We start from the raw sequence: 23,992 nt of genomic DNA, 5'->3' as shown, positions 1-23,992 counted from the left end.
GCCTCAGTCGTCGAAGAGATGTTCCGTCCGCGCGATCCGCTCTGCCGTCTCGCGCGGGGCTGACAGAAACGCCATCAGCGGCTCGACAAAGCTTTCCACCGGGTCCCGCTCCCGGATGCGGTGGTGATTCTCGAAACCCGCATCGCGGATTCGGTCGCCTTCGTGGACAATATCCTGCCGGATCGTCGGAAGCAGCCGCTCAAGCGTTTCGCGCTTCGTCCGTTCCCCGGCCAGCCCGATCCGCATGGCATGACCTATCAGATACTCATCCGAAAAATCGCACTGGATCTCCAGCATCCGGGTGGTGGACCTGTCCCCGAAAAAATCCAGCATCAGGTCAAGCGCCCCGGGATCAAGACAGATGGCAAGCCGGTTTGTGTCGTAATAGTCGAACAGCATCCGCATGAGCGCCCGCCGGTGCCGGGTCCGCTTGCCGATCGTCGCCTGAATCCCGCCAAGATCGGGCAGTTCCGTGCCCTCCTCGTTGAACAGATAGGCGATCGCGGGAACCTCCGTCTCCCGGCGGATACTGTTCAGAAGCCGCTTGGCCACATGCCATTTCTTGCACACCAGAATCAAAAGCTCCCGATCCCGGCCCAGTGTCGATTCGGTTTCCCAGAACCGGGTGCCGAACCGCCGCCCTGTGCGCCCCCGCTCTGTCATGAAGCGAAACAGGCTCGGCCCCTCCGCGGAAATGCGGAACTCCACCCCCTTGGTGGCATAGAGCCGGCCCAGCCGCTCCTTGAGTTCCGTCGCCTCGGGGCTGATCTTGCGGGCGAAGAGATAATCCTGATTGAGCAACAGATCATAGTGATCGTTGTAGAAGGTCAGCGGCATCCCGTAGTCGGTGAACATCAGAAATGTCAGCGTGCGCGAACGGATCTGCGTTTCGGGCACCAGATGGCGCACGACGGTCTGGAAAAACGTCTCGTCGGGAATCCAGCTGGTGCGAAAGAACCGCATCACATCGGGCCTCTGCCGGGTGAAGGCCAATACCGCCTCGATCGTCTGGCGCCGCAGGCACCACCACTGGCTGCCGATCTGCACCTGAATATCCGCCGGGATTTTCCGCGTGAGGCCAAGACGTTTCTGGATCTCGAACATCGCGTAGAAACGCCGCCGCTGCGTGCGTTCGTTGAACCAGTGGCGATAGATCAACCGCTCCTGCTTCCAGCCGGTCTTGATCCAGTCACTTTCGAAATAATCAAAACTCTCGATGAAATCGACGTCATTGCTGTCGAGATACTCATGCACGTATTCCGACGACTTGATCGCCATGCAATCGCCCGACAGCATGTAGAAATGCGTGGCCCTCGGAAACGCCTCCACCGCCGCCTCCACCGCATGAAGCGTGGCCTGCACGAGCGACCATTCCCCCCAGCCGCACTTGAGCCGCTTTCTGGCGAAGGTGACGTTGGGGTTGCCCTCAAGGGCCTTGCGAATCTGCTCGAAATGCTCGGGCCGGGCGCGGGCGTCGAAATGGATCGCCATGCAGTCGCCCGTCGCCGTCAGACGCTGCGCCTGATCGATAATCGCCTCCGGATCCTTGTGGCACAGCAATATGAAGGCGATTTTTGCCATTCCGGAAACACAAACCCCATGTAGTGATTTATTGTTCTTCTAGATAACGGTGAACGGACATTGAATAAACACGGAATGTTTGGTTTTTTCAAAGGGTAATCAAAACCGTGGCCCATTGCCCGCCACGATAGCAGGAGATGCGCAGATGGGGTTTCCCGGCACCTGGATGACGGAAAGCGAAAGCGTGGTGTATCGCGTGGTGCCGAAATGCGCCTGCTCCACCATAGGGCAGATTCTCTACTACTCCGACCATGGCGAATTTTTCGACGGCGACATTCATGACGCCACCGCCGGCCTGCACAAATGGGGGATCGAGACGAGCCGGGATCTGATCACCGCCAATGTGCAGGGGCATAAATCCTATGCGTTCACCTGCGTGCGCAACCCCTACACCCGCCTTCTGTCGAGCTTTTTCGACAAGATCTGCGGCATTCAGCGCAACGGGAAACGCTATCGCGGCAATCTGGTGCCGCTGTTGATGCAGAAATACGGGGTGGAGGTCGGCGGCGACGACGGGCAGGACGACTTCGATCAGGTCCGCAGTTTCCGGCGCTTCCTGCTGTTCGTGCGCGACACGATCCGCTGGCGCCGCCCGATGGAGCCGGACATTCACTGGTCCGCCACCTCGGGCCATGTGGCCACCTTCATCGCCAATGGCGGCACCTACGATAAGATTTTCTGGACCGAGGAATTCAACGACGGGATGCAGGATGTGCTCGATCACATCGAAACGCCCCACAAGGTCGATCTGGCGACCATCCCGCGCTTCAACGAAAGCGAAAGCCATGGCCCCAAACGCGCCCACCCGGTCGAGGAGTATTTCGACGATCTGTCGATGCACCTGATCTACGAGATCTACAAACGCGACTTCGACCTGTTCAAATACGATTTCGAGAATCCGTCGAACAAGCGTCCCATCGCGGAGATCGACCTTGAGGAGGTGCACGCCAAGCTGGGCGACTGACCCCGATCAGCGCGCCTCGCGCTCTCCGAAGATGGCGGAGCCGACGCGAACATGCGTCGCGCCAAGGGCCACGGCGGTCTCGAAATCGCCGCTCATTCCCATGCTGAGGCCAGAAAGCCCGTTGCGCTCCGCGATCTTGGCCAGCAGCGCGAAATGCAGCGCGGGTTCCTCATCGACGGGCGGGATGCACATCAGCCCCGCAACCGGCAGGTCGAGCGCGCGGCAGTCGGCGACGAAATCATCCGCCTCGGTGGGCAGAACGCCCGCTTTCTGCGGCTCCTCGCCGGTATTGACCTGTATGAAAAGCTCCGGGCACTGGCCCATCTCCTGCGCCAGCCGCGCCAGTGTCTTGGCCAGCTTGGGCCGGTCCACCGAATGGATCGCCTCGAAAAGCTCCACCGCCTGCCGGGCCTTGTTGGTCTGAAGCGGGCCGACCAGATGCAGCTCGATCCCCTCGAACCGCGCGCGGAAATCGGGCCATTTGCCGGCGGCCTCCTGCACCATGTTCTCTCCGAACCGGCGGTGGCCCTCGCTGAGAACCGCCTCCACCCTCTCGTTGGGCTGCCGCTTGGACACGGCGATGAGCTTGACGCTGCCAGCCGCGCGCCCGGCCTCTGCCTCGGCCTTTTGGATGCGGGTCAGGATCTCGGATAGCGGCATGGCGGGCCCTCTGGCTGCAGTATTCTGTGACAGGGGCAAACAACACCATCGCGCCGCAAAAGAAAAGGGCAGGTCCGATGGACCTGCCCTCTAAGCGATACGTTCGACTTCCGAAGATCAGAAGTTGAAGCGAACACCGAAGTCGGCGTGGTTGTAGCCGTTCACATCGTGAACAACACCGGCTTCGAGCGACGCGCCGCCGCCGAGGCTGTGGGACACGCCCACACCGAAGGTTTCGCCGCCAGCGGCGCTGTCTTCAGTGGTCACAGTCGCGTCGATGCGGGTTGCCGCGCCAACGTTGAACTGACCGCCGAGCATGGCTTTGGTCACGCCGTCGTTATCCGCCACGCCAAAGCGCAGGCCCACGTCGCCGACCTTGCCGGTGGCGGTCAGGACGAGCTTGTCTTCGCCAGCAACTTCACTGTCCTGGTAACCCAGGGCAACGGTCCAGCCGTTGAAGTTGTAGGAACCGTGAACAGCAGTGCGCGCGGTGCCAATGTCGTTGGTGTGCGAGAGGTGTGCACCAAAGTCACCAGCCGAGTAGCTGATTTCGATACCCTGTGCCGCACCACTGGTGCCCACGCTGGCGCCGCCCGAGCTATAGGCGTCCCAGTTGAAGTAGCCCTGCTGCGACGTGTTGGTCACGAGGCTCATGAAGCCAAGGCCGGTCAGGCCGAGGTCGGCCGACTGGGTGGCCATGTAGATGCCGGGCATGCATTCGATGGCGCCGCAGATGTTGCCGATGGCAACGCGCGCACCTTGCCACTCTGCATAGACCTGCGGTGCGTTGAAAGCAAAGCCGGTCATGTTGTTGCCCATGGAAGTGGACTGCGCACGGATGCGACCACCGAAGGTGAGGCCGTTGTCGGCTTCGGTCTTCACGTCCACCTGGAGGCGGAAGCGGTTGTAGAGCAGGGTGGAAGAACCGGCTGCGGAATCGTCGTAACGAACACCCATACGGCCATAACCGCTGAGCGACACTTCGGCAGCTGCCATGCCGGCGGTGGCGATGAGCGCCGTCGTTGCAAAGAGAACTTTTTTCATCGTTTTTCCCTCGGATTTCTAAAGATGCGCCCAATCCAGTGAATCCGGAAAGGGTATGTGAGGTTCAATCGCTCTTTTCGGGGGGTGTTTGCAAGCGGCGCAGACCCCACCCCGGCATTGGGCCGCCAAGATGGTGCAACGATGCCACACCCTTTTCCCACCGCCGGACCGATACACCCCCATGCGCCCGGCGCCGCGGGCAAAAACCCTTGCCCCCGCCGCCCCCCTTGGATAGGACGGTAGGCGTTCCAGCAGGTGACCGGTGACATGACGAAAACCCGTATCGCAAACACCCTGATCTCGGGGGCATTGATTCTCACGCTCGCGGCTTGCGCCGGCGCGCGCAATACCGGCGGCGCCGGTGGCGACGCCCCGCAGAATCAGGGCGTGAGCCCGCGCGATGCCGGCAACGAGGCCGAACCCACCACGATCTGGGATCTGTTTCGCGGGAATCAGGCCGATGTCACCGTCAAGGTGAACAAGTACATCTGGAACGCGGCGCTTGAGGTGCTCGATTTCCTGCCGGTGCAATCGGTCGATCCCTTCTCGGGCGTGATCGTCACCGGCTACGGCACCCCGCCCGGCGGCGGGCGCGCCTATCGCGCCACCATCTATGTCAAGGATCCCGCGCTCGACGCCCGCTCGCTCAATCTCGCGATGCAGACCCGTGGCGGCACGCCCGTATCGGCCAGCACCGTCCGCGCGGTGGAAGATGCGATCCTGACCCGCGCCCGGCAGCTTCGCATCGCCGACGGCAACCTCTAGGCGGCGCACACCCGCCTCAGTCGCCCACCGTTCCCGGCCGCATCATCGCCAGCCTGCCGATCCAGTCGATCTGCCGGGGCAGGCAGACGCGCCGCAGGTCATACCCCTGCTGCACGAACTCCCGCGCCGACCGGCCCAACGCCGCGCGCGCCCCGGAATCCTCCAGCAGCGCGCACACCTCCTCCACCAGCCGGTTGCCGTCGAAAAACGGCACCAGCCGCCCGGTCTGCCCTTGTTTGATCACCTCGCGCACCGGCGCGGTATCGCTGGCCACGATCGCCGCGCCCGCGCTCATCGCCTCCAGCAGCGACCAGCTCAGCACGAAAGGATAGGTCAGGTAGACGTGCACCCGGCTGACCTGCAACAGCGACAGGAAGCGATCATATTCAATACGCCCGAGGAAATGCACCCGCGCCCAGTCCGCGTCAGGAATCTGGTCGCGCACCTCGTCGATGAAGATTTGCTTCCACGTCTGGCCCTTGGGCGCGCGCGCGCCATAGCTGACCTCGTCCCCGCCCACGATCAGCACCCGCGCGCCCGGCCTCTCCCGCAAAAGCCGGGGCAGCGCGCGCATGAAGACGTGATAGCCGCGATATGGCTCCAGGTTGCGATTCACGAAGGTGATCACCTCATCGGCGCGCGTCAGCCGCCCCGCCCCCTCGATCTCGATCGCGGCGTCCGGGTCCGGCACCACATGATCGGTGTCGATCCCGTCGTGAATCACCTCGATCTTCTTGCGGAACGCCATCGGGAAGGTATCGGCCTGATAGCGCGTGGGGCTGATTCCCATATCCCCGACCGGCAGATTGAGCATGTTGTTGAGGTTCTTCATGCGAATGCGCAGGCGGCGCGCCTCGCCCTCGCCGTCATCGAATTCGGGATCGAACGCGACATCGCCGGTGTCGGAACGGTGATAAAGCTCGAAATACAGACCGATCCGCGCCCTCGGCCAGACATCGCGCAGGAACATCGATTCGCCCCACCCGGGATGCGCCACGATCACATCGGGCGTATAGCCATCATCGCGCAACGCGCAGGCCGCGCGAAAGCAGGCCTCGCCCCGGATCACCTTGGTGTCGGTCTCGATCAGCCACGGATGCGTGCCCCCGCCCTGCTTGCGCTTCACCCGGTAGGGCAGAAGCTCCACCCCTTTCCAGTTGACGGGTTCCTTCACCCGAAGCGTCAGCGCCGTGCAACGATGCCCCGCCGCCGCCAATGCGGGGGCAAGATGCTTGAACTGGCCGGGAAAATTCTGGTGAATGAAAAGTATATTCATGACAATTCCGTATCGAACGCCCCTCCTTCCTTTCTACCCGCCCGCGCATCCACCTGCCAATGGGGTGTTTTTTCGCCTGCGGGACTGGACCACGCGCGCCGGTGCGCCTATCACGCGGCAAGGCCGGTCCGCTCGCGCCCGGCATCCCAACACGCCCAGTTGCGAAGGACCGTCCGCATGTCGCGCTACACCGCCGCCGAGATCGAAGCGAAATGGCAAGAGGCCTGGGACAAGGCCGGATCATTCCGGGCCGAACGGGACGAAACCCGGCCGAAGTATTACGTGCTGGAAATGTTTCCCTATCCGTCGGGACGCATTCACATCGGCCATGTGCGCAACTACACGATGGGCGACGTGGTGGCGCGCTACAAGCGGGCGACCGGGCACAACGTGCTGCACCCGATGGGCTGGGACGCCTTCGGAATGCCCGCCGAAAACGCCGCGATGGCGAGCGGCGGCCACCCCAAGGACTGGACCTATTCCAACATCGACGACATGCGCGACCAGATGAAGCCGCTGGGCCTGTCGATTGACTGGAGCCGCGAGTTCGCCACCTGCGATCCCGAATACTACGGCCAGCAACAGGCGCTGTTCCTCGACTTTCTCGAAAAGGGGCTGGTGTATCGCAAGAACGCGGTGGTCAACTGGGACCCGGTGGACATGACCGTTCTGGCCAACGAACAGGTGGAGAACGGACGCGGCTGGCGTTCCGGCGCCGAGGTGGAGCGGCGCGAGTTGACGCAGTGGTTCTTCCGCATCTCGGATTTCTCCGGCGAGCTTCTCGACGCGCTGGACACGCTCGACGACTGGCCCGCCAAGGTCCGGCTGATGCAGGAAAACTGGATCGGGCGCTCGCGCGGGCTGCAATTCTCCTTTGAGCGCACGGACGGCGGCGGGATCGAGGTTTACACGACCCGTCCCGACACGCTCATGGGCGCCTCCTTCATCGGCATCTCCCCCGATCACCCGCTGGCCCGGGAGCTTGAGGCGAAAGACCCCGCCGTGGCCCGCGCCGTCGCCGCCATGCGCAAGGGCGGCACCACCGAAGAGGCCATTGAGAAGGCCGAGAAAGTCGGCCTCGACACCGGGCTGACCGTGCGCCACCCGCTCGATCCGAACTGGGAGCTTCCGGTCTGGATCGCCAATTTCATCCTGATGGACTACGGCACCGGCGCGATCTTCGGCGTGCCCGCCCACGATCAGCGCGACCTCGATTTCGCGCGCAAATACGGGCTGCCGGTCAGGAACACCTTCTTCGCGCTGGACGACGATACGCCGGTCGGCGACGTGGCGTTCATCCCGCCGAAAACCGAAAAGGTGCGTTGGGTCGATCATTTCACCGGCATCGACGTAGCCACCGGTCAAGAGGCGATCGACGCCACGATCCGCTTTGCCGAGCAGCAGGGCTGGGGCAAGGGGGTGACCAACTACCGCCTGCGCGACTGGGGCCTGTCGCGGCAACGCTACTGGGGCTGCCCGATTCCCGTGGTCCATTGCGACGCCTGCGGCGTGGTGCCCGAGAAGAAAGAGAACCTGCCGATCCGCCTGCCCGATGACGTCAGCTTCGATCAGCCCGGCAACCCGCTTGACCGCCATCCCACATGGCGCGACTGCGCCTGCCCGGCCTGCGGCAACCACGCCCGGCGCGAGACCGACACAATGGACACATTCGTCGATTCCTCGTGGTATTTCGCCCGCTTCACCGCGCCGCACGCCGACACCCCCACGGTGATGGAGGATGCCGACTACTGGATGAACGTGGATCAGTATATCGGCGGCATCGAACACGCGATCCTGCACCTGCTCTATTCGCGCTTCTTCGCCCGCGCGATGCACCTGACCGGCCACCTGCCCGCCAAGTCGAAGGAACCCTTCGACGCGCTCTTCACCCAAGGCATGGTGACTCACGCCATCTATCAAAGCCGGGGCGCCGATGGCCGCCCGGTCTATCACTATCCCGAAGAGGTGACGCTGCGCGACGGCCGCGCCTTTCTGAAGGACGGCACGGAGGTGGACATCGTCCCCTCCGCCAAGATGTCGAAGTCCAAGAACAACGTGGTCGATCCCGTCACGATCATCTCGCAATACGGCGCCGATACCGCGCGCTGGTTCGTACTGTCCGACAGCCCGCCGGAACGTGACGTGGAGTGGACCGCCGCGGGCGCCGAGGCCGCGCATAAACACCTCGCCCGCGTCCACCGCCTCGCCTCCGACATCGCGCAGGCACAGGGCGAAGGACAGGGCGACGACGAGCTGCTGCGCGAGATGCACAAGACCATCCGCGACGTGACCCTCGGCGTGGACGCCTTCGGCTTCAACGCCGCCATCGCCAAGCTCTACGCCTTCACCGGAACGCTCGCCAGATCGAAGGCCGGCGCGCAGGCCCGCCAGCAGGCCGCCCGCACCCTCGCGCAGCTCATGTCCCCCATGACCCCGCACCTGTCCGAGGAGATATGGCAGATGCTTGGCGGGACGGGCCTTGTGCTCAATGCCCCGTGGCCGCAGGCAGACGAGGCCATGCTGGTGGAGGAAAACGTCACCCTGCCAATTCAGGTCAACGGCAAACGCCGCGCGGAAATCAGCGTGCCGCGCGATATGCCCAAACAAGAGGTTGAAAAGCTGGTCCTCGCGCACGAAGCTGTCATTCGTGTGCTGGACGGGGCCCAGCCGAAAAAACTCATCGTCGTCCCCGGACGGATCGTGAATGTCGTCATCTGACCGCCGCCGCTTCCTGTTTCTGTCCGCCGCCGTCCTTCTGGGCGGCTGCGGCTTCACGCCCGCCTACGGGCCATCGGGCGGCGCGTCGCAGCTTCAGAACCGCATCCTGATCGACGAGCCCACGGACAGCGACAGCTACCTTCTGGTGCGGGAACTGGAAAACCGGCTGGGCCGCGCGCAGGCACCGCAATACGGGCTCTCGCTCGCGCTCACCACGCGGCGCGAATCGATGGCCGTCACCTCCGACAACCGCACCACGCGCTACAACCTGCTGGGCGATCTGCGCTACACCCTGCGCGATCTGGGCACCGATGAAGAGCTGACATCGGGACGCGTCGACAGCTTCACCGGCTTTTCCACCACCGGCAGCACCGTGGCCACCCGCGCCGCCCGCGCCGACGCGCGCGAGCGGCTGATGACCATTCTGGCCGACCGCGTCACCGCGAACCTCATGGCCTATGCCGCCCGCCTGCCACAATGAAACTCTCGCCCCGCGACGCCCCGCGCTATTTCGCCCGGCCGGACCCCGACCGCACCGGCCTTCTGATCTACGGAGGCGACGCCATGCGCGTCGCCCTGCGCCGGCAAGAGGTGATCCGCGCCCTGATCGGCGAGACCGGAGAGGAGGAGATGCGCCTCACCCGCCTGCCCGGCGGCGACCTGCGAAAGGATCCCGCCGCGCTGCATGACGCGATCAAGGCGGCGGGATTTTTCCCCGGCCCCCGCGCCGCCTTTGTCGAGGATGCGAACGACACCGCCGCCCCCGCCATCGCCGCCGCGCTGGACGACTGGGCCCCCGGTGACGCGCAGGTGATCGTGACCGCCGGCGCGCTCAAGGCCACATCGAAACTGCGCAAGCTCTTCGAATCGCACCCCAACGCCTATGCGGCGGGCATCTACGACGATCCGCCCTCGCGCGAAGAGATCGAGGCGGAGCTGAAACGCTCCGGGCTGACCGATCTGGACCGCGACGCCATGACCGACCTCACCGCCCTGTCGCGCAGCATCGATCCGGGCGATTTCCGCCAGACCCTCCAGAAACTCGCGCTCTACAAGATCGGCGACGACACCCCCGTGACCTCCGAAGACATCGCCGCCTGCGCGCCCCTCTCGACCGAGGCCGCGCTCGACGACGTGCTGCACATCGTGGCAGAGGGACGGCCCGGCGATCTCGGCCCGGTGCTGCGCCGGCTTCAGGCGCAGGGGGTGCAGCCGGTGGGCCTGTGCATCGGCGCGACCCGGCATTTCCGCGCGCTCTACACCGCCGCCTCCGATCCCGGCGGCGCGGCGCAGGGCATCGCGCGGATGCGCCCGCCGATCTTCGGCCCCCGGCGCGACCGGATGCTGCGGCAGGCGCAGAACTGGGGCGCGCCGAGGCTGGAACAGGCGCTCACCCTGCTCACCGACACCGATCTCACGCTGCGCTCGGCGGGGCAGACCGCGCCCGCGATGGCGCTGGTGGAACGCGCGCTGCTGCGGCTGGCGTGGCTCGGCGCGCGCTGACCTCCCGAACCGGCCCGTGCCGCGCCCCCTTGCCCCGGCCCCGCAATCGCGGCAACACTCCGCCGCGACAGAACACAGGCAACAGGACACTCCCCCGAATGTATGATGTGATCGGCAAGACCACGACCCGCACCTTCCGCGTGCTCTGGGCGCTGGAGGAACTGGGCCAGCCCTACACCCATCAACAGGACGGGCCCCATTCCGACGCTGTCGCGGCCCTGTCGGCCTCGGGTAAGGTGCCGATCTTCCGCGACGGCGATGACGTGATCACCGATTCGGCGGCGATCCTCACCTATCTGGCCGACAAGCACGGCGCGCTGACCTACCCCGCGGGCACCATCGACCGCGCCCGGCTGGACGCCTTCACCCACCGCATCCTCGACGAGGTGGACGCCCTGCTCTGGACCGCCGCCCGCCACAGCTTCGTTCTGCCGGAAGAACATCGCGTTCCGGCCATCAAGGCACCGCTGAAATGGGAATACGCCCGCAATATCGACCGCCTCATGCAGGACTGCGAAGGCCCCTTCCTGATGGGAGAGGCGTTCACCATCCCCGACATCCTGCTGGCCCACTGCGGCGGCTGGGCGATGAAGGCGGAGTTTCCGGCGGACAACCCCGACTTCGCCGCCTACCTCAAACGCGCCCGCGCCCGCCCGGCCTTCAAACGCGCGCTCGCCACCGCCTGACGCTCCACGCAAGAGGCAAAGCGCCCCCTCCGATCCGCCGAACCCCCCGTCGTCTTTTCGGGCCAAATACCTCGGGGTCCGGGGCGGCGCCCCGGGGCCTGCGCGGCCCGAGCGCGAACTGACATGGGCCTGCGTGGCCTGAACGCAAAAATGACAATGGGCGCGCGGCACGCGCGCGCCGCTGGGTCAAACCCCGCCGACCGGCACAAAGGTTAACGCGCCCTCACCGTGCGCCGCGTTCACCGCGTCTCCCGGGCCCCTCGCCACCGACGTGATACCGACGCGATACCGACGTTTTACCGACATGCCGTTTTCTGCGAATTCAACCGCTTAACCTGATTCGCGCAGGAACCGCGCCGCATGCTCGCCAGCCCACCGTCCGGTGGCGAAACAGGCATTGAGAAGATAGCCCCCCGTCGGCGCCTCCCAGTCGATCATCTCGCCGGCCACGAACACCCCCGGCCGCGCCCGCAGCATCAGCCCCGAATCGAGCGCCGCGAACCGCACGCCACCTGCGACCGAAATCGCCTCATCCATCGGGCGCGGCCCCTCAAGGCGCAGCGGCAGCGCCTTGACCAGCGGCGCCAGATGCTCCGGCAGGGGCCGGGGCGCGCCCTCCATCAGCAATGCGCGCTTGACCGGATCGAGTCCCAGAGCCTTGCGCAAGTGATTGGAAACGGACGCTTTTCCGTGCCCCCGCGCCAGCTTGCGCGCGATCTCCGCCTGCGTCACATCGGGCATCAGATCAAGGTGAAGCGGCGCCCCCTCGCGCAGCGCACGCGCCACCGCGTAGATTCCCCCGCCTTCCAGACCTTCGGCGGAAATCACCACCTCCCCGCGCGACCGCACCGACCCGGCGATCAGCGCCACGCCCTTGACCGGGGCGCCGAAATGGGCCCGCATATGCGCCGACCACGCAACGCGAAACCCCACGTTCGCCGGCTGGAACGGCGCCAGCGGCACATCCTCCAACAGCGCCGTCCATGCCCCGTCCGATCCCAGCCGCGCCCAGCTTGCCCCGCCACAGGCCAGCACCACCACATCCGGCGTAACCTCCTGAATTCCTTGAGGCGTATCAAAGCGATACGCCCCCCCGATCCAGCGCCAGCGGGGCTTGATCTCCACCCCCAGACCGGCCAGCCGCGCCAGCCACGCCCGCACCAGCGGAGAGGCTTTCATCGCCTTTGGAAACACCCGCCCGGTGGACCCGGCGAACACATCCTGGCCAAGCCCTTCGACCCAGTCCCGCACCGCCTGCGGGCCGAACGCCTCCAGCATCGGGCGCAGGGGCGGCGCCGCCTCGGCATAGGCGGCGAGGAAGCGGTCGAACGGCTCCTCCTTCGTCAAGTTCAACCCCGATTTCCCGGCCATGAGAAGCTTGCGCGCCACCGACGGTTTCGCCTCGGCCACGATCACCCGCGCGCCGGTCTCCGCCAGCCGTTCCGCCGCCATGAGGCCAGCCGGGCCGCCCCCGATGACGAGCGCAAGGCTCATGGGGTATCCCCTTGAAAAACAGGCGAAACACGGCCCAAACCTACCCCCCGCAGGCGGATTTGATCCCGGCGGCGATCCGCGGATCGGCGGCCAGCGTATCGGTCAGGATCTCGCGCGCCGCCGCCACCACGTTCCCGTCCTCCACGATCCGTTCGATCAGCCCGAAGCGCAACGCCTCCGCCGCGTCGATCTTCTGCCCGCCCATCAGGATCATCTTCGTGCGCGCCGGCCCGATCAGCGCCGCCATCCGCGCCGGGTCCGACGGCTGCGGCAGATAGCCAAGCTTCATCACCGGGTAGAAGAATTTCGCCCCCGGCACCGCCAGCCGCATATCGCAGGCCAGCGCCATGCCCGTCGCGCCCCCCGCCAGCGTGCCGTTGAGCGCGGCAATCGTCATCCCCGGAAGGGCCGCGATGGCGCCCGAAAGCCTTTCCCACAAGGGGCTTGTCGCCAACCCCGCGCGCGCCTCGTCAAGATCGGCCCCGGCGGAAAACACCCGGCCCGCCCCGGTCAGGATCAGCCCCCGCGCCTCCTGCGCGCCCTCTGCGATCCCGGCCAGTTCCGTCAGCATCGCTTCGGTCAGCGAATTGGCCTTCTCCGGGCGATTGAGCGTCACGATCCAGAGCCCGCCCGCCTCTTTGTCCAGCTGGATCAAATCAGGCCCACCCTGCGCCGGATCTCCTCGTCGCGCAGCGCGATCTCCCCGCCAAGCCAGTCATCGGCGTCCGGCCCGCACATCCACAAAAGGGTTCTCGCGGGCCATTCGGGCGGCACATGGTCGGACCAGTCGAGCTTGCTGACCGGGTTGATGCCGCTGGCCTTGATCTCGCGCTGCATCTCGGTGGCCACCGTGCCGGGCGACAGGCCAATGGCGCGGATACCCTTCGCGCGCCCCTCCAGATCGGCGCAGGCGGTCAGCATCGCCACCCCCGCCTTGGAGGCGCAGTAATGGCTCCACGCCTCGATCGGGCTGTGCGCCGCGCCGGAACTCACGGTCAGGATCGACCCGCCGCCCGCCGCCTGCATCACCGGCATCGCCGCGCGCATCCCGTGGAACACGCCCTTGAGGTTGATGTCGATGGCATGGGCCCAGCCGTCGGGGTCCGCCTCGGCCAGATGGGCAATCGGCTCGATCACCCCGGCGTTGTTGATGAGCACGTCCAGCCCGCCGAACTGCCCCACGGTGGCGTTGATGGCCTTTTCCACCTCCCAGTAGCGGCTCACGTCGCAGGGGATCGCCACCGCCTGCGCGCCGATCTCGGCGGTCAGATCGGCAATCGCCTCCTCGCTGCGCGCCACAAGCGCGACATTCGCCCCCGCGTCGGCGAAAACCCGCGCCGCGCTGGCACCGATGCCCCGGCTCGCCCCGGTGATCAGAATCGTCTTTCCCGTCATGTCGGTCATATCGCGCCTCCGCCTGTGCTGCGTTCTGCCGCAAACTGGTAAACCGGCCGGCGCCACGGGTCCAGCCCCGACAGCCCGCACGCCCCCTTGACCCGGCGCGCGCATCGGCGGAAGCTGTGAAAAATTTTCCCGAAGCGAAAGGTGAGTTATGTTCCCATCAAATCATATTGTCCCGGCAACTGCCGTCTCCCTGATCCTGAGCGGCGGAGGCGCTCTCGCCGATGTCACCCCGCAGGATGTCTGGCAATCATGGCAAGGGTATCTTGGCAGTTCCGGCTATGAGGTTTCCGGCAACGAATCGCGGTCCGGCGATACGCTCACCGTCACCGGTCTCACCATGAGCGGCGACATTCCCGACGAGGACGGCACCGTCACCGTGTCGCTGTCGGAAATCGCCTTTCGCGACAATGGTGACGGCACGGTGCAGATCATCATGCCCGCCTCCTCTCCGCTCGTGATCAACCTCCGCCCCGAGGACGAGGAAGCGGTCGATATCACGCTGGATCTGACCTATGACACCCTCGCGATGACCGCCTCCGGCGCGCCGCGCGACATCAGCTATGCCTATTCCGCCGACAGCATGGGGGCCACCCTGACCGAAATCGTGGTGGACGGAGAAGTCGTCGAGGCCGCCGGTTTCGATGCCTCGCTGGACAATGTTCAGGGCAACTCCAGCATGGCGACAACGGATTTGCGCCGGGTCCGTCAATCCATCTCCGCCGAGACACTGACATACATGTTCTCGGGGCAGGATCTCGAGAACCCTGAACGTGATCGGGCCTCCTTCAATGGCGAGATGCGCGATCTGAGCCTTGATTTCCGTGGCGATCTGCCGCTCGACATGGACTCCGAAGACCCGGAGGAATTCTTCAACGCCGGGTTCGACATCGAAGGCCGCTTTGAACAGGGCGGCGGCTCGATGGCTTTTTCCGGCATGGAGAGCGGGAAGCCGATATCGGGCAATTTCTCCTCCGAATCGGGATTTTTCGAGGTCGCGATGAACAAGGAGCGGATGCGCTATGACGGCGGCACCAGCGGCGTGACGATCGACATGGCCGGCGCCGAGCTGCCGATTCCGATCAGTGCCGGCATCGGGGAGCTCGCCTATGGCCTTCTTTTGCCACTCGCCAAGAGCGAGGATTTGCAGGATTTCGGGCTGAAACTGCGGCTGGCCGATCTCAGCGTGGATGACGCGCTCTGGGGCATGTTCGACCCCGGCCAGATGCTGCCGCGCGATCCGGCCACACTGTCGCTCGATATCACCGGCACGGCGCGCCTGCTGATGAACATGATGAGCGAAGAGGCGCAGGAGATGGACGAGATGCCCGGAGAATTGCACAGCGCCTCGCTCAACGATCTGCGGCTGAACGTCGCCGGGGCGGAACTGACCGGCACCGGCGATTTCACCTTCGACAATTCCGACACGGAAACCTTCGATGGCCTGCCCCGGCCCGAGGGGGCACTCGATCTGCGTCTCACCGGCGCCAACCAGCTTCTCGACACGCTGGTGGAGATGGGGATGCTGCCCAAGGAGCAGGCCAGCGGCGCGCGCATGATGATGGGCATGTTCGCCGTGCCTGCGGGCGACGACAAGCTCACCTCGACGATCGAGATCAACGAGGAAGGTCAGGTGCTTGCCAACGGTCAGCGCCTGCGCTGAAACGTGGCGGCCCGCTCTGGCCCCTGACACTCCCATCTGCCCGCAATGCCTGCCGCATTGCGGGCAGCCGCCTGCCTGTTTCCACGCGAGCCGCCGAACCCTTGCGCCCCGCGTGGGCAGGCCGTAGGTCACAGGCATCACTTTCATGGAGACGATATGAGCTTTGATCTGGAGGATCTGACAGGCGCCCTGCTTGCCGCGGCGCGCAAGGCCGGGGCCGACACGGCCGATGCGATCGCCGTGCAGGGCACATCGCTGGCCATCGACGTGCGCGAGGGGACGCTGGAACAGGCCGAACGCGCCGAGGCCGTGGACATCGGGCTGCGCGTGATGATCGGGCAGCGGCAGGCCAATGTCTCCGCCTCCGACACGCGCACCGAGACCATCACCGCGATGGCCGAACGCGCCGTGACCATGGCGCGCGAGGCGCCGGAAGATCCCTATATCGGCCTTGCCGATCCCGATCAACTCGCGCAGGGCTGGGATCTCGCCGCACTGGAGCTGTGCGACCCGTCCCCCGAACCCGCCCCCGACGCGCTTCGCACGGATGCCGAGCGCGCAGAGGCCGCCGCGTTGGAATCGGACGGCATCAGTCAGGTGCAGGTCGCGAGCGCGGGCTATGGCCGCACCCAGGTCCATCTTTCCGCCACCAACGGCTTCTCGGGCGGCTATGAACGAAGCGAACGCGGCACCTCCTGCATCGCCATCGCTGGACGCGGCGACGCGATGGAACGCGATCACGATGGCGATTCGCGCGTTTTCCAGTCCGATCTGCGCAGCCCCGAGGACATCGGCCGCACCGCCGCGCGCCGCGCCCTCGAACGGCAGGGCGCGCGCCGTCCGCATACTGGCACATGGCCTGTGGTCTTCGACGAGCGCATCGCGGCAAGCCTCATCGGGCATTTTCTGGGCGCGGCGAATGGCACCAGCATCGCGCGCGGCTCCTCATGGCTGCGCGATGCGCTTGGCCAGCAGGTTCTGCCCGAAAGCCTGTCGATCGTCGAGGATCCTCACCGCCCCCGCGCCACAAGCTCGCGCCCCTTCGATGCCGAAGGGCTGCCGACGCGGCGCCGCAGCATCGTGGAGAACGGCGTGCTCACCGGCTGGACGCTCGATCTGGCCACCGGGCGCAAACTTGACATGCCCTCCACCGCCAACGCCGCGCGCGGCCCGTCCTCCGCGCCCTCTCCGGGGGCGTGGAACATCGCGCTGACACAGGGCGACAAGACGCGCGACGATCTTCTGCGTGAGATGGGCACAGGGCTTCTCGTCACGTCGCTCATCGGCTCCACCATCAGCCCGACCACCGGCGACTATTCGCGTGGCGCCTCGGGCCTGTGGATCGAGAACGGAGAGATCGCCTATCCGGTCAACGAATGCACCATCGCCGGCAACCTGCGCGAGATGCTGATGCGGATCACCCCGGCCAACGACGCGCGGCCATGGCTGTCGCGCGTGGTGCCCTCGCTTCTGGTCGAGGGGCTGACCCTTGCCGGCGACTGACGATCTGGCGCTGCTGGTCGCGGCGGCGCTTGCGGCGGGCAAAATCGCAACCCGCTTTACCGGCCCTTCGGCGCAGGCATGGGACAAACCCGGCGATGCCGGTCCGGTGACAGAGGCGGATCTGGCCGTGAACCGCCTGCTGGAACGGGATCTGCGCCCCGCCCGGCCCGATTACGGCTGGCTGAGCGAGGAATCACCCGACACCCCTGACCGGCTCACCTGCGAGCGGGTGTTCATCATCGACCCCATCGACGGCACCAGAAGCTTCATAGACGGCTCCCCCACATGGGCCCATTCGCTGGCCGTGGCCGACCGTGGACAGGTGATCGCCGCGGTGATCTACCTGCCCCTGCACGACAAGCTCTACGCCGCCGCCCGTGGCGCGGGGGCCACGCTCAATGACGCGCCCATCACCGTCTCCGACCGCGCTACGCTCACCGGCGCGGAGTTGCTCGCCGCCCGCCCGGCGATGGACGCCGCTCACTGGCCTTCCGGCGTGCCCGATGTCAAACGCAGCCACCGCCCTTCTCTCGCCTACCGCCTGTCGCTGGTGGCCGAAGGGCGCTTTGACGCGATGCTGACCCTGCGCCCGACCTGGGAATGGGACATCGCGGCGGGTGATCTGATCGGGCGCGAGGCAGGCGCGCGCACCTCCGACCGCTTCGGCGCACCGCTGCGCTTCAACAACCCCGATCCGCGCAGCGAAGGGGTGGTGGTGGCCGGACCGCGCCTTCACGCCGACCTGATCGCCCGCCTTGCGATGTGACCACGTCCGCAGGCCCCTTGCCGCCCACGCCGCGAGCGCCTAGTTTGCCGCCCGATGCCTCGCGCCACCCCTGACCGCAAAGGACCGCCCCCATGACCCAACGTTTGCATCTCGTTTTCGGCGGAGAGCTGGTGGACCCCACCCGCAACGTGTTCAAGAATGTCGATGACATCCATATCGTCGGAATTTTCCCCGACTACGCCAGCGCCTACAACGCCTGGAAATCCGAGGCGCAGCGCACCGTCGATAACGCCCATACGCGCTATTTCATCGCGCATCTGCACCGCCTGCGCGACGAGGAAGCGCCCACCTCCTCGACAGAGGAACTGGGCTGACCCATCATGTCCCGCTCTCTCAGCCTCAAGGCCTATCTCGCCCTGACCCGCCGCGAGAGCGATCGCACCCACCAGCATGACCCGGCTGCGGAGCGTCCGGCAGGCCGCCTTCTGTGGCTGCACACCACCCGGCCCGAAAAGGCCGCCGCACTGGCCGGGCTCGGCCTGCGGCTCATGGCACAACTCCACGGCACGCGGGCCTTGCTGACCGTGCCCGCCGGCGAAGCGGCCGCGCTTGACCTGCCCGAGGCGCTGCTCGTGCACGAAGCGCCCTCCGATAATCCCGGCGATATCGCGGGCTTTCTCGATCACTGGCGGCCCGATGTCGGACTCTGGCTTGGCGACATGCTGCGCCCCGCATTTCTGGCGGCGGCGCAGGATCGGGCCATCCCCCTGCTGCTGCTGGAGGCCGACCGCCCCAGTCTCGAAAGCCGGCGCCTGCGGTTCCTGCCCGATCCGGCCGGGCAGATCCTGCAGTGTTTCGACACGATCTTCGCCCGCAGCGATGACGCCGCCCGGCGCCTGCGCCGCTTCACCCGTGGCACCATCCGCATAGAGGAAAGCGGCCAGGTCACGGAATACGGCCCCGCACCCGGCTGCAATGCCCAGAACCTCGAAGAGCTGACCGGCGCGCTGTCCGGCCGCCCGGTCTGGCTCGCCGCCCATCTTCAGCCCGAAGAGCTTCGCCTCGTCCTGCGCGCCTACCGCGCCGCGCTTCGCCTTGCGCACCGACTGCTTCTGGTGATCGCGCCCGACAACCCGCACACGGCGCAGGAGATGGCCGCCGCCTGTGCGGAAGAAGGCTGGCGGCTGTGCCGCTGGGACGAGGGCGAGATGCCGCAGGAGAACAACCAGATCCTGATTTCCGCCGATCCACGAGAGCTGGGACTGTGGTATCGCGCCGCGCCGATCACGCTCATGGGCAGTTCGCTCACCTCGGGACACGGCGGGCGCGCGCCCCACGATGCCGCCGCGCTCGGCTCGGCCATTCTCTACGGTCCGGGGGTGCGGCGCCATCTCGATGCCTACTCCAGTCTGGCGCGCGCAGGCGCGGCCCGGATCGTGAAGGATGCCGACAGCCTCGCGCAGGCGCTCACCCATCTGATGGCACCCGATCAGGCCGCCGCAATGGCGCGCGGCGGCTGGGACATCGTGACCGAAGGCGCGACCGTCACCGATCAGATCACGGCCCGCGTGCAGGATATCCTCGATGGCGGCCCCGACGACGCGGCGAATGGCCGCCGCGCCGGCACCGGGGCGGGCTGATGCGCGCGCCCGCCTTCTGGGACCACGCGCCCGGCGCCCTTGCGCGGCTTCTGTCGCCACTGGGCTGGCTCTATGGCGCGGCCACCGCCCGGCGCCTGGCGCGCGGCACGCCGTATCGCGCCGATGTGCCGGTGATCTGCGTCGGTAACCTGAACGCGGGCGGCACCGGCAAGACCCCCACCGTCATCGCGCTGGTGCAGCAGCTTCAGGCGCGCGGGCACACGCCACATGTCGTCTCGCGCGGGCATGGCGGCAGCCTCGCCGGCCCCGTGCAGGTGGACGAGCGGCGCCACGGCGCCGACGAGACCGGCGATGAACCGCTCCTTCTGGCGGCCTTCGCGCCCACATGGGTCGCCCGCGACCGCGCCGCCGGCGCGCGCGCGGCGCAAGAGGCGGGCGCCGATGCGATCGTGCTCGACGACGGGTTTCAGAACCCCGCGCTGCACAAGGATCTGTCGATCGTGGTGGTCGATGCCACGCATGGCTTCGGCAATGGCCGCTGCATCCCCGCCGGCCCGCTGCGCGAGCCTGTCGCCACCGGACTGGCGCGCGCCGATCTTATTCTGTCCATCGGCCCGCCCCCGGCGCAGGACCGTTTCACCGCCCTGTGGGGCCATGCCGTGGCCGTGCCGCGCCTGACCGGCGCGCTGGAGCCGCTCCAGACCGGGATGGACTGGCAGGACATGGATTGCCTCGCCTTCGCCGGGATCGGCCACCCCGAGAAATTCTTCGCCACCCTGCGCGGGCTGGGGGCCAATCTGCTGCAAACCCATGCGCTCGACGATCACCAGCCGCTCACCCCCGCGCTTCTGGCCCGGCTTGAGGCCGACGCCAAACGCCACCGCGCACAGCTCGTCACCACCGAGAAAGACGCGGTGCGCCTGCCCGCCGCCCTGCGGCCCCATGTGCTCACCCTGCCGGTGCGTCTGCGCCTGAACGACAGCGCACCCCTTGACGCCGCGCTGTCGCGGCTGTTCGGCTGACGCGCCGGCTGGCCAAGCGAACAGGCCACAGGGACAGCTACTGCCTGACGGCGTCATCCGGCACACTCACATGTCATCATACGGCGCCGACGTCATGGCAGATACCGGCCGCCGGTTCCTCCGTCCGGTGCCCGGCCAGACCACGAAACAAGGAAGAAGAAGACCATGCTGCTGGACATGCAGACGGCCATCTTCATGGGCGCCTTCGTCCTCGTATCCGCTGGCGCGGTCCTGCTGATATACTGGCTGCTACACCGAAGAGAGTGGTCGGCACTCGCCTTTGCCATGGCCATGTTCGCGGAAGGCGCAGGCGTGATGCTCCTTGCGTTTCACCCCGCCTACGCTGGGCCCGTGGTGCTGCCGACGACCTTGCTGTTCACGGCGTCTTTGGCGCTGTCCTGGGCCGGTCTTCAACTGCTGACCAAATTGCATGTCGGCTGGATGACACTTGCCGTCGCCGTGGCTGGCGTGGCCCTTCCGCAGTTGGTTTCAGCGCTTCCGGTCGATGTGTCGACGCGCGCGGTCGGAACACTCGTCTTTTCCGTGGTCTACGGCGTAATGGCCTTTGTCGTCCTCGGGCTGCGGGAGGACAGGGTCTGGGTCCGCTCGGCCCTCGCGGGGATCTTCATGGTTCGATCCGTTGCCCTGTTCCTCCATGCGCTTTTCATTGGCCCGAACGAGGGTGCGGGCCTCCTCGTGATGGGCCTGCTGCATTTTGCAACGCCATTCAGCGCGGTCGGAATCGCGATCTTTCTCATCCAGATACTCGAACTGCGCCGCGTTCGCCATTTTCAGCAGATGGCGGAAACCGACTCGCTCACCGGCGCATTGAGCCGAGGGACGTTCCTCAAGAATGCGGAACGCCTGTTCGCGCGCAGCAGCAGGGGAAAAGAGCCGCTCGCGCTTCTGGCGCTTGACCTCGACCACTTCAAGCGTGTCAACGACGTCTATGGCCACGCATTCGGTGATGAGGTCTTGCGTGTTTTTGGCAAATCCGTGCGCGGTGGCTTGAGGCCCGGTGACCTGTTCGGCCGGATCGGCGGCGAGGAGTTCGCGATCCTGCTGCCCGGTTGCGACGAACCGGCAGTCGTCGCGATCTCGAACAGGATCGGTCAGCAATTCGGCCGGGCCGCAGAGATCGTCGATGGCAAGACTGTCGGGGCGACGGTATCAATCGGCGTCGCCATCGGACCGGGACCAACCCTCGCGGAACTGATGTCCGATGCCGACCGCGCGCTCTACCATGCCAAAGCGCAAGGCCGGAACCGCACCGTGGTGTGGAATGCCGTCAGACAGGACGCCGCGAATGGTGGCAATGTCGTCAAGATTTGCTGACCGGACGGTCAGCAATCTGGGCGGGATCCGCGCGGTGAACGACATCGCGCTGTATCGCTCTGCCGGAAACCACCTTCAATCAAGGCGCGCCTTGCCGGTGGTGTCCCTGTTCTTTTCAGTATCCGGTCGCGGCCAGCTCCGGCCATGCTATTGCGGGAAGTGCCTCGTAGGCCGGCTTGGCGAACAGATATCCCTGCATCAGATCGACGTCCATATCCTGCAGGACTGCCGCTTCTTCCGGGGTCTCGATCCCTTCGCAGATCACCTCCGACCCAAGGTCGCGCAGCATCGAGACGGTGTGCGCCAGGATCTTGCGCCGCGTTGGGTCGGTATCGCAGTCGCGGATCAGGTGCATGTCCAGCTTGGCCACGTCCGGCACGAAATCGCAAAGCAATCCAAGCCCGGCATACCCGGCCCCGAAGTCGTCGATCGCGGTCAGAAAACCAAGGCTTCGGTAATGGCGCAGGATGTTCAGCAGATGCGCCGGTTCGACCTTTTCGGCTTCGGTAAACTCGAACATGATGCGGTCGGTCGGAAAGCCCGCACGCTCTGCCGCCTCCAGCGTGACACGGATACAGGCGCGCGGATCATAAACCGCGTCGGTCAGAAAGTTGATCGACAGGAACGCGCCCGTCCCGGCGAGGCCGAGACGCGAGGCCAGATCGATCGCGGTGCTGCGGCAGACCTGATCGAACAGATACCGGTTTTTATCCGTCACTTCCTGAAACACGGCGGCGGCACCGCTACCGTCGGTGCCCCGCACCAGCGCCTCATATGCGAAGACCCGCCTTTCACGCAGCGACACAATGGGCTGGTATGCCATGGAGATCGGCTTGTGGAACGTCGCGCCATTGCGGCATCCATCGCACGGTTCGGGATTGGTCATTGCACATCTCCTTCACGGTCTGAGCAGCTTGTCGCCTTGACCGCAGGAGTTTCTTCTTGATTGTATCGGCCACATGAGGCTTTGACAGTGACGCACCGCCTTTTCCAGTGAGCCCGGTGGGCAGGCCAAACGGCCAGTGGCTGGCACAGCATTGGTTGAAAGCTGGCAGGAGGCGTGTCCTCCCACGCCGGGCGGCGCCATCAGTCTGGCGCGCGCGGCGCGCGCTCCTGGCGGCCGTCCATGGAACGCCCGTGTGAAAAACCCGCGCCCATTTCTCTGTTCCGGAAATACTCGAAAATGCAACGCGCGCCCCGTTCACCATGCCCGAGATGGCGCGATGCGCGGCATCGACACCGACGCAATACCGACGTTTTACCGACGTGATACCGAAACGGGTTTTTCCTTTATTTCAGTGCATTAACCCTGATTCGGGCCGGGGCGGCGCGCGCCGCCCCAAAACGCCGCTATCACAGCTTGCCGTCGATGATCTCTTTCATCTCGTCATAGCTCATGTTGGAATATTTCTGCCCGTCGATGACGAAACTCGGGGTGGAGTTGATGTCATGCTTGTTGGCGTTCTGCTGATACCATGCCACCAGAGTCTGGGCCCTTTCCTCATCCTGAAGACAGGCTTGCAAGGTCTCGTCCCCGACCCCGGCCAGCCGCCCGACCTTGCGGATCGCGTCGGCGATGGCGACCGGATCGTTGCCAGAGGTCCAGTCGCTCTGCCCCTTGTAAAGAAGGTCCGCGATGCCGAAGAACCGCTCCTGCCCGCCACACCGCGCCACCAGAGACGCCCAGAGGCCGAAGCGGTCGAAGTAGACCTCGCGATAGATGAAATGCACCTTGCCCGTCTCGATATAGTCGGCGCGCAACCGCTTGAAGGCGTTCTCGTGGAAGGTGGCACAATGCGGGCAGGTGAAAGAGGCGTATTCGATGATTTTAACCGGCGCGTCCGGCTCTCCGAGGGTCATCTCGGTGACGCTGGAAACATCAACGTCTTCAGCAGGTTGCGCCTCTTCATCGGGGCTCGATTGCGCCTGCGTCTGCAACTCAGTCGCGGCGGGTGTCGCGGATTGCTGCGTGTACCAGTAGACACCGCCGCCAATAGCGATCAGCGCGGCCAGCGCGATGGGAACGATACGGTTCATCCTGAAGCCTTT

22 protein-coding genes are annotated in these 23,992 nt (G+C 65.8%); 13 read left to right on the top strand and 9 right to left on the bottom strand.

The genetic code is table 11. From position 1 onward, the window contains the following. Positions 1–3 precede the first annotated feature (3 nt). Complete coding sequence (locus BMW66_RS12100) at positions 4–1,581, bottom strand: DUF5928 domain-containing protein (RefSeq protein WP_093118844.1); 1,578 nt, start codon at positions 1,579–1,581, stop codon at positions 4–6. A 145-nt stretch (positions 1,582–1,726) separates the two neighbouring features. On the opposite strand from BMW66_RS12100, the gene BMW66_RS12095 reads away from it, so the two are divergent. Beyond that, positions 1,727–2,545, top strand: a complete 819-nt coding sequence (locus BMW66_RS12095) for a sulfotransferase family protein (protein WP_093118842.1) — start codon at positions 1,727–1,729, stop codon at positions 2,543–2,545. A 6-nt stretch (positions 2,546–2,551) separates the two neighbouring features. Here the strand turns inward: BMW66_RS12095 and BMW66_RS12090 are convergent, their stop codons facing one another. Next, on the bottom strand, positions 2,552–3,205 hold the full coding sequence (locus BMW66_RS12090) for a YggS family pyridoxal phosphate-dependent enzyme (RefSeq protein ID WP_093118840.1): 654 nt from the start codon (positions 3,203–3,205) through the stop codon (positions 2,552–2,554). Between the two features lie 117 nt (positions 3,206–3,322). Then, positions 3,323–4,249, bottom strand: coding sequence for a porin (locus BMW66_RS12085; protein ID WP_093118838.1), 927 nt, complete (start codon positions 4,247–4,249; stop codon positions 3,323–3,325). Positions 4,250–4,516: 267 nt separating this feature from the next. Here BMW66_RS12085 and BMW66_RS12080 point away from each other — a divergent pair, with 267 nt between their 5' ends. Further along, positions 4,517–5,014: a DUF3576 domain-containing protein gene (locus BMW66_RS12080; protein ID WP_093118836.1), complete on the top strand. Its 498-nt coding sequence runs from the start codon at positions 4,517–4,519 to the stop codon at positions 5,012–5,014. Positions 5,015–5,030: 16 nt separating this feature from the next. Here BMW66_RS12080 and BMW66_RS12075 read toward each other — a convergent pair whose 3' ends face one another. Further along, positions 5,031–6,290 carry a glycosyltransferase family 4 protein gene (locus BMW66_RS12075; RefSeq protein ID WP_093118834.1) on the bottom strand — a complete coding sequence of 420 codons (1,260 nt, stop codon included), beginning with the start codon at positions 6,288–6,290 and terminating at the stop codon, positions 5,031–5,033. A 177-nt stretch (positions 6,291–6,467) separates the two neighbouring features. On the opposite strand from BMW66_RS12075, the gene leuS reads away from it, so the two are divergent. The 4 genes from leuS to BMW66_RS12055 all read left to right on the top strand — a co-directional run bounded on the left by leuS (position 6,468) and on the right by BMW66_RS12055 (position 11,197). After that, positions 6,468–9,008: a leucine--tRNA ligase gene (gene leuS / locus BMW66_RS12070; protein ID WP_093118832.1), complete on the top strand. Its 2,541-nt coding sequence runs from the start codon at positions 6,468–6,470 to the stop codon at positions 9,006–9,008. Then, a complete protein-coding gene (lptE, locus tag BMW66_RS12065; RefSeq protein ID WP_093118830.1) occupies positions 8,995–9,489 on the top strand; it encodes an LPS assembly lipoprotein LptE in 495 nt (164 codons plus the stop codon). The genes leuS and lptE overlap by 14 nt, the downstream gene beginning before the upstream one ends. Beyond that, entirely contained in the window at positions 9,486–10,511 is a 1,026-nt protein-coding gene (gene holA / locus BMW66_RS12060; protein WP_093118828.1) for a DNA polymerase III subunit delta, read from the top strand. Before lptE ends, holA begins: the two co-directional genes overlap by 4 nt. A 98-nt stretch (positions 10,512–10,609) precedes the next feature. Further along, positions 10,610–11,197, top strand: a complete 588-nt coding sequence (locus BMW66_RS12055) for a glutathione S-transferase family protein (protein ID WP_093118826.1) — start codon at positions 10,610–10,612, stop codon at positions 11,195–11,197. A gap of 330 nt (positions 11,198–11,527) precedes the next feature. Here the strand turns inward: BMW66_RS12055 and BMW66_RS12050 are convergent, their stop codons facing one another. Genes BMW66_RS12050 through BMW66_RS12040 form a run of 3 tightly spaced genes read right to left on the bottom strand, consistent with a single transcriptional unit; the run spans position 11,528 to position 14,095 of the window. Beyond that, the gene (locus tag BMW66_RS12050; protein ID WP_093118824.1) at positions 11,528–12,691 is read right to left on the bottom strand and encodes a TIGR03862 family flavoprotein; all 1,164 of its coding nucleotides are present in this window, start codon (positions 12,689–12,691) and stop codon (positions 11,528–11,530) included. Positions 12,692–12,731: 40 nt separating this feature from the next. Continuing rightward, the gene (locus tag BMW66_RS12045) at positions 12,732–13,346 is read right to left on the bottom strand and encodes an enoyl-CoA hydratase/isomerase family protein (protein WP_093118822.1); all 615 of its coding nucleotides are present in this window, start codon (positions 13,344–13,346) and stop codon (positions 12,732–12,734) included. Continuing rightward, on the bottom strand, positions 13,343–14,095 hold the full coding sequence (locus BMW66_RS12040; protein WP_093118820.1) for an SDR family oxidoreductase: 753 nt from the start codon (positions 14,093–14,095) through the stop codon (positions 13,343–13,345). The genes BMW66_RS12045 and BMW66_RS12040 overlap by 4 nt, the downstream gene beginning before the upstream one ends. 148 nt (positions 14,096–14,243) lie before the next feature. Between BMW66_RS12040 and BMW66_RS12035 the strand changes: the two genes are divergently transcribed. From BMW66_RS12035 to BMW66_RS12005, 7 genes are all read left to right on the top strand, one after another. Beyond that, the gene (locus BMW66_RS12035; RefSeq protein WP_093118818.1) at positions 14,244–15,755 is read left to right on the top strand and encodes a DUF2125 domain-containing protein; all 1,512 of its coding nucleotides are present in this window, start codon (positions 14,244–14,246) and stop codon (positions 15,753–15,755) included. Positions 15,756–15,911: 156 nt separating this feature from the next. Further along, a complete protein-coding gene (locus BMW66_RS12030) occupies positions 15,912–17,258 on the top strand; it encodes a TldD/PmbA family protein (RefSeq protein ID WP_093118816.1) in 1,347 nt (448 codons plus the stop codon). After that, positions 17,245–18,024, top strand: a complete 780-nt coding sequence (locus BMW66_RS12025; RefSeq protein WP_093118814.1) for an inositol monophosphatase family protein — start codon at positions 17,245–17,247, stop codon at positions 18,022–18,024. Before BMW66_RS12030 ends, BMW66_RS12025 begins: the two co-directional genes overlap by 14 nt. Positions 18,025–18,116: 92 nt before the next feature. Then, on the top strand, positions 18,117–18,359 hold the full coding sequence (locus BMW66_RS12020) for a DUF4170 domain-containing protein (protein WP_093118811.1): 243 nt from the start codon (positions 18,117–18,119) through the stop codon (positions 18,357–18,359). A gap of 6 nt (positions 18,360–18,365) precedes the next feature. Continuing rightward, complete coding sequence (locus BMW66_RS12015) at positions 18,366–19,625, top strand: 3-deoxy-D-manno-octulosonic acid transferase (RefSeq protein WP_093118809.1); 1,260 nt, start codon at positions 18,366–18,368, stop codon at positions 19,623–19,625. Beyond that, a complete protein-coding gene (lpxK, locus tag BMW66_RS12010) occupies positions 19,625–20,608 on the top strand; it encodes a tetraacyldisaccharide 4'-kinase (protein ID WP_093118807.1) in 984 nt (327 codons plus the stop codon). Before BMW66_RS12015 ends, lpxK begins: the two co-directional genes overlap by 1 nt. Before the next feature lie 165 nt (positions 20,609–20,773). Next, complete coding sequence (locus tag BMW66_RS12005; protein ID WP_093118805.1) at positions 20,774–21,943, top strand: GGDEF domain-containing protein; 1,170 nt, start codon at positions 20,774–20,776, stop codon at positions 21,941–21,943. Between the two features lie 115 nt (positions 21,944–22,058). On the opposite strand, the gene BMW66_RS12000 is transcribed toward BMW66_RS12005, so the two are convergent. Both BMW66_RS12000 and BMW66_RS11995 read right to left on the bottom strand, forming a co-directional pair. Beyond that, positions 22,059–22,829, bottom strand: coding sequence for an EAL domain-containing protein (locus tag BMW66_RS12000; protein ID WP_093118803.1), 771 nt, complete (start codon positions 22,827–22,829; stop codon positions 22,059–22,061). A 467-nt stretch (positions 22,830–23,296) separates the two neighbouring features. Further along, entirely contained in the window at positions 23,297–23,980 is a 684-nt protein-coding gene (locus BMW66_RS11995; RefSeq protein ID WP_093118801.1) for a DsbA family protein, read from the bottom strand. Positions 23,981–23,992 lie beyond the last annotated feature (12 nt).

The organism is Salinihabitans flavidus, assembly GCF_900110425.1.
In the GTDB taxonomy this organism is placed as follows: Bacteria; Pseudomonadota; Alphaproteobacteria; order Rhodobacterales; family Rhodobacteraceae; genus Salinihabitans; species Salinihabitans flavidus.
The sequence above is the reverse complement of the archived record's forward strand: the minus strand, read 5'-3'. Positions and strand labels throughout refer to the sequence as shown.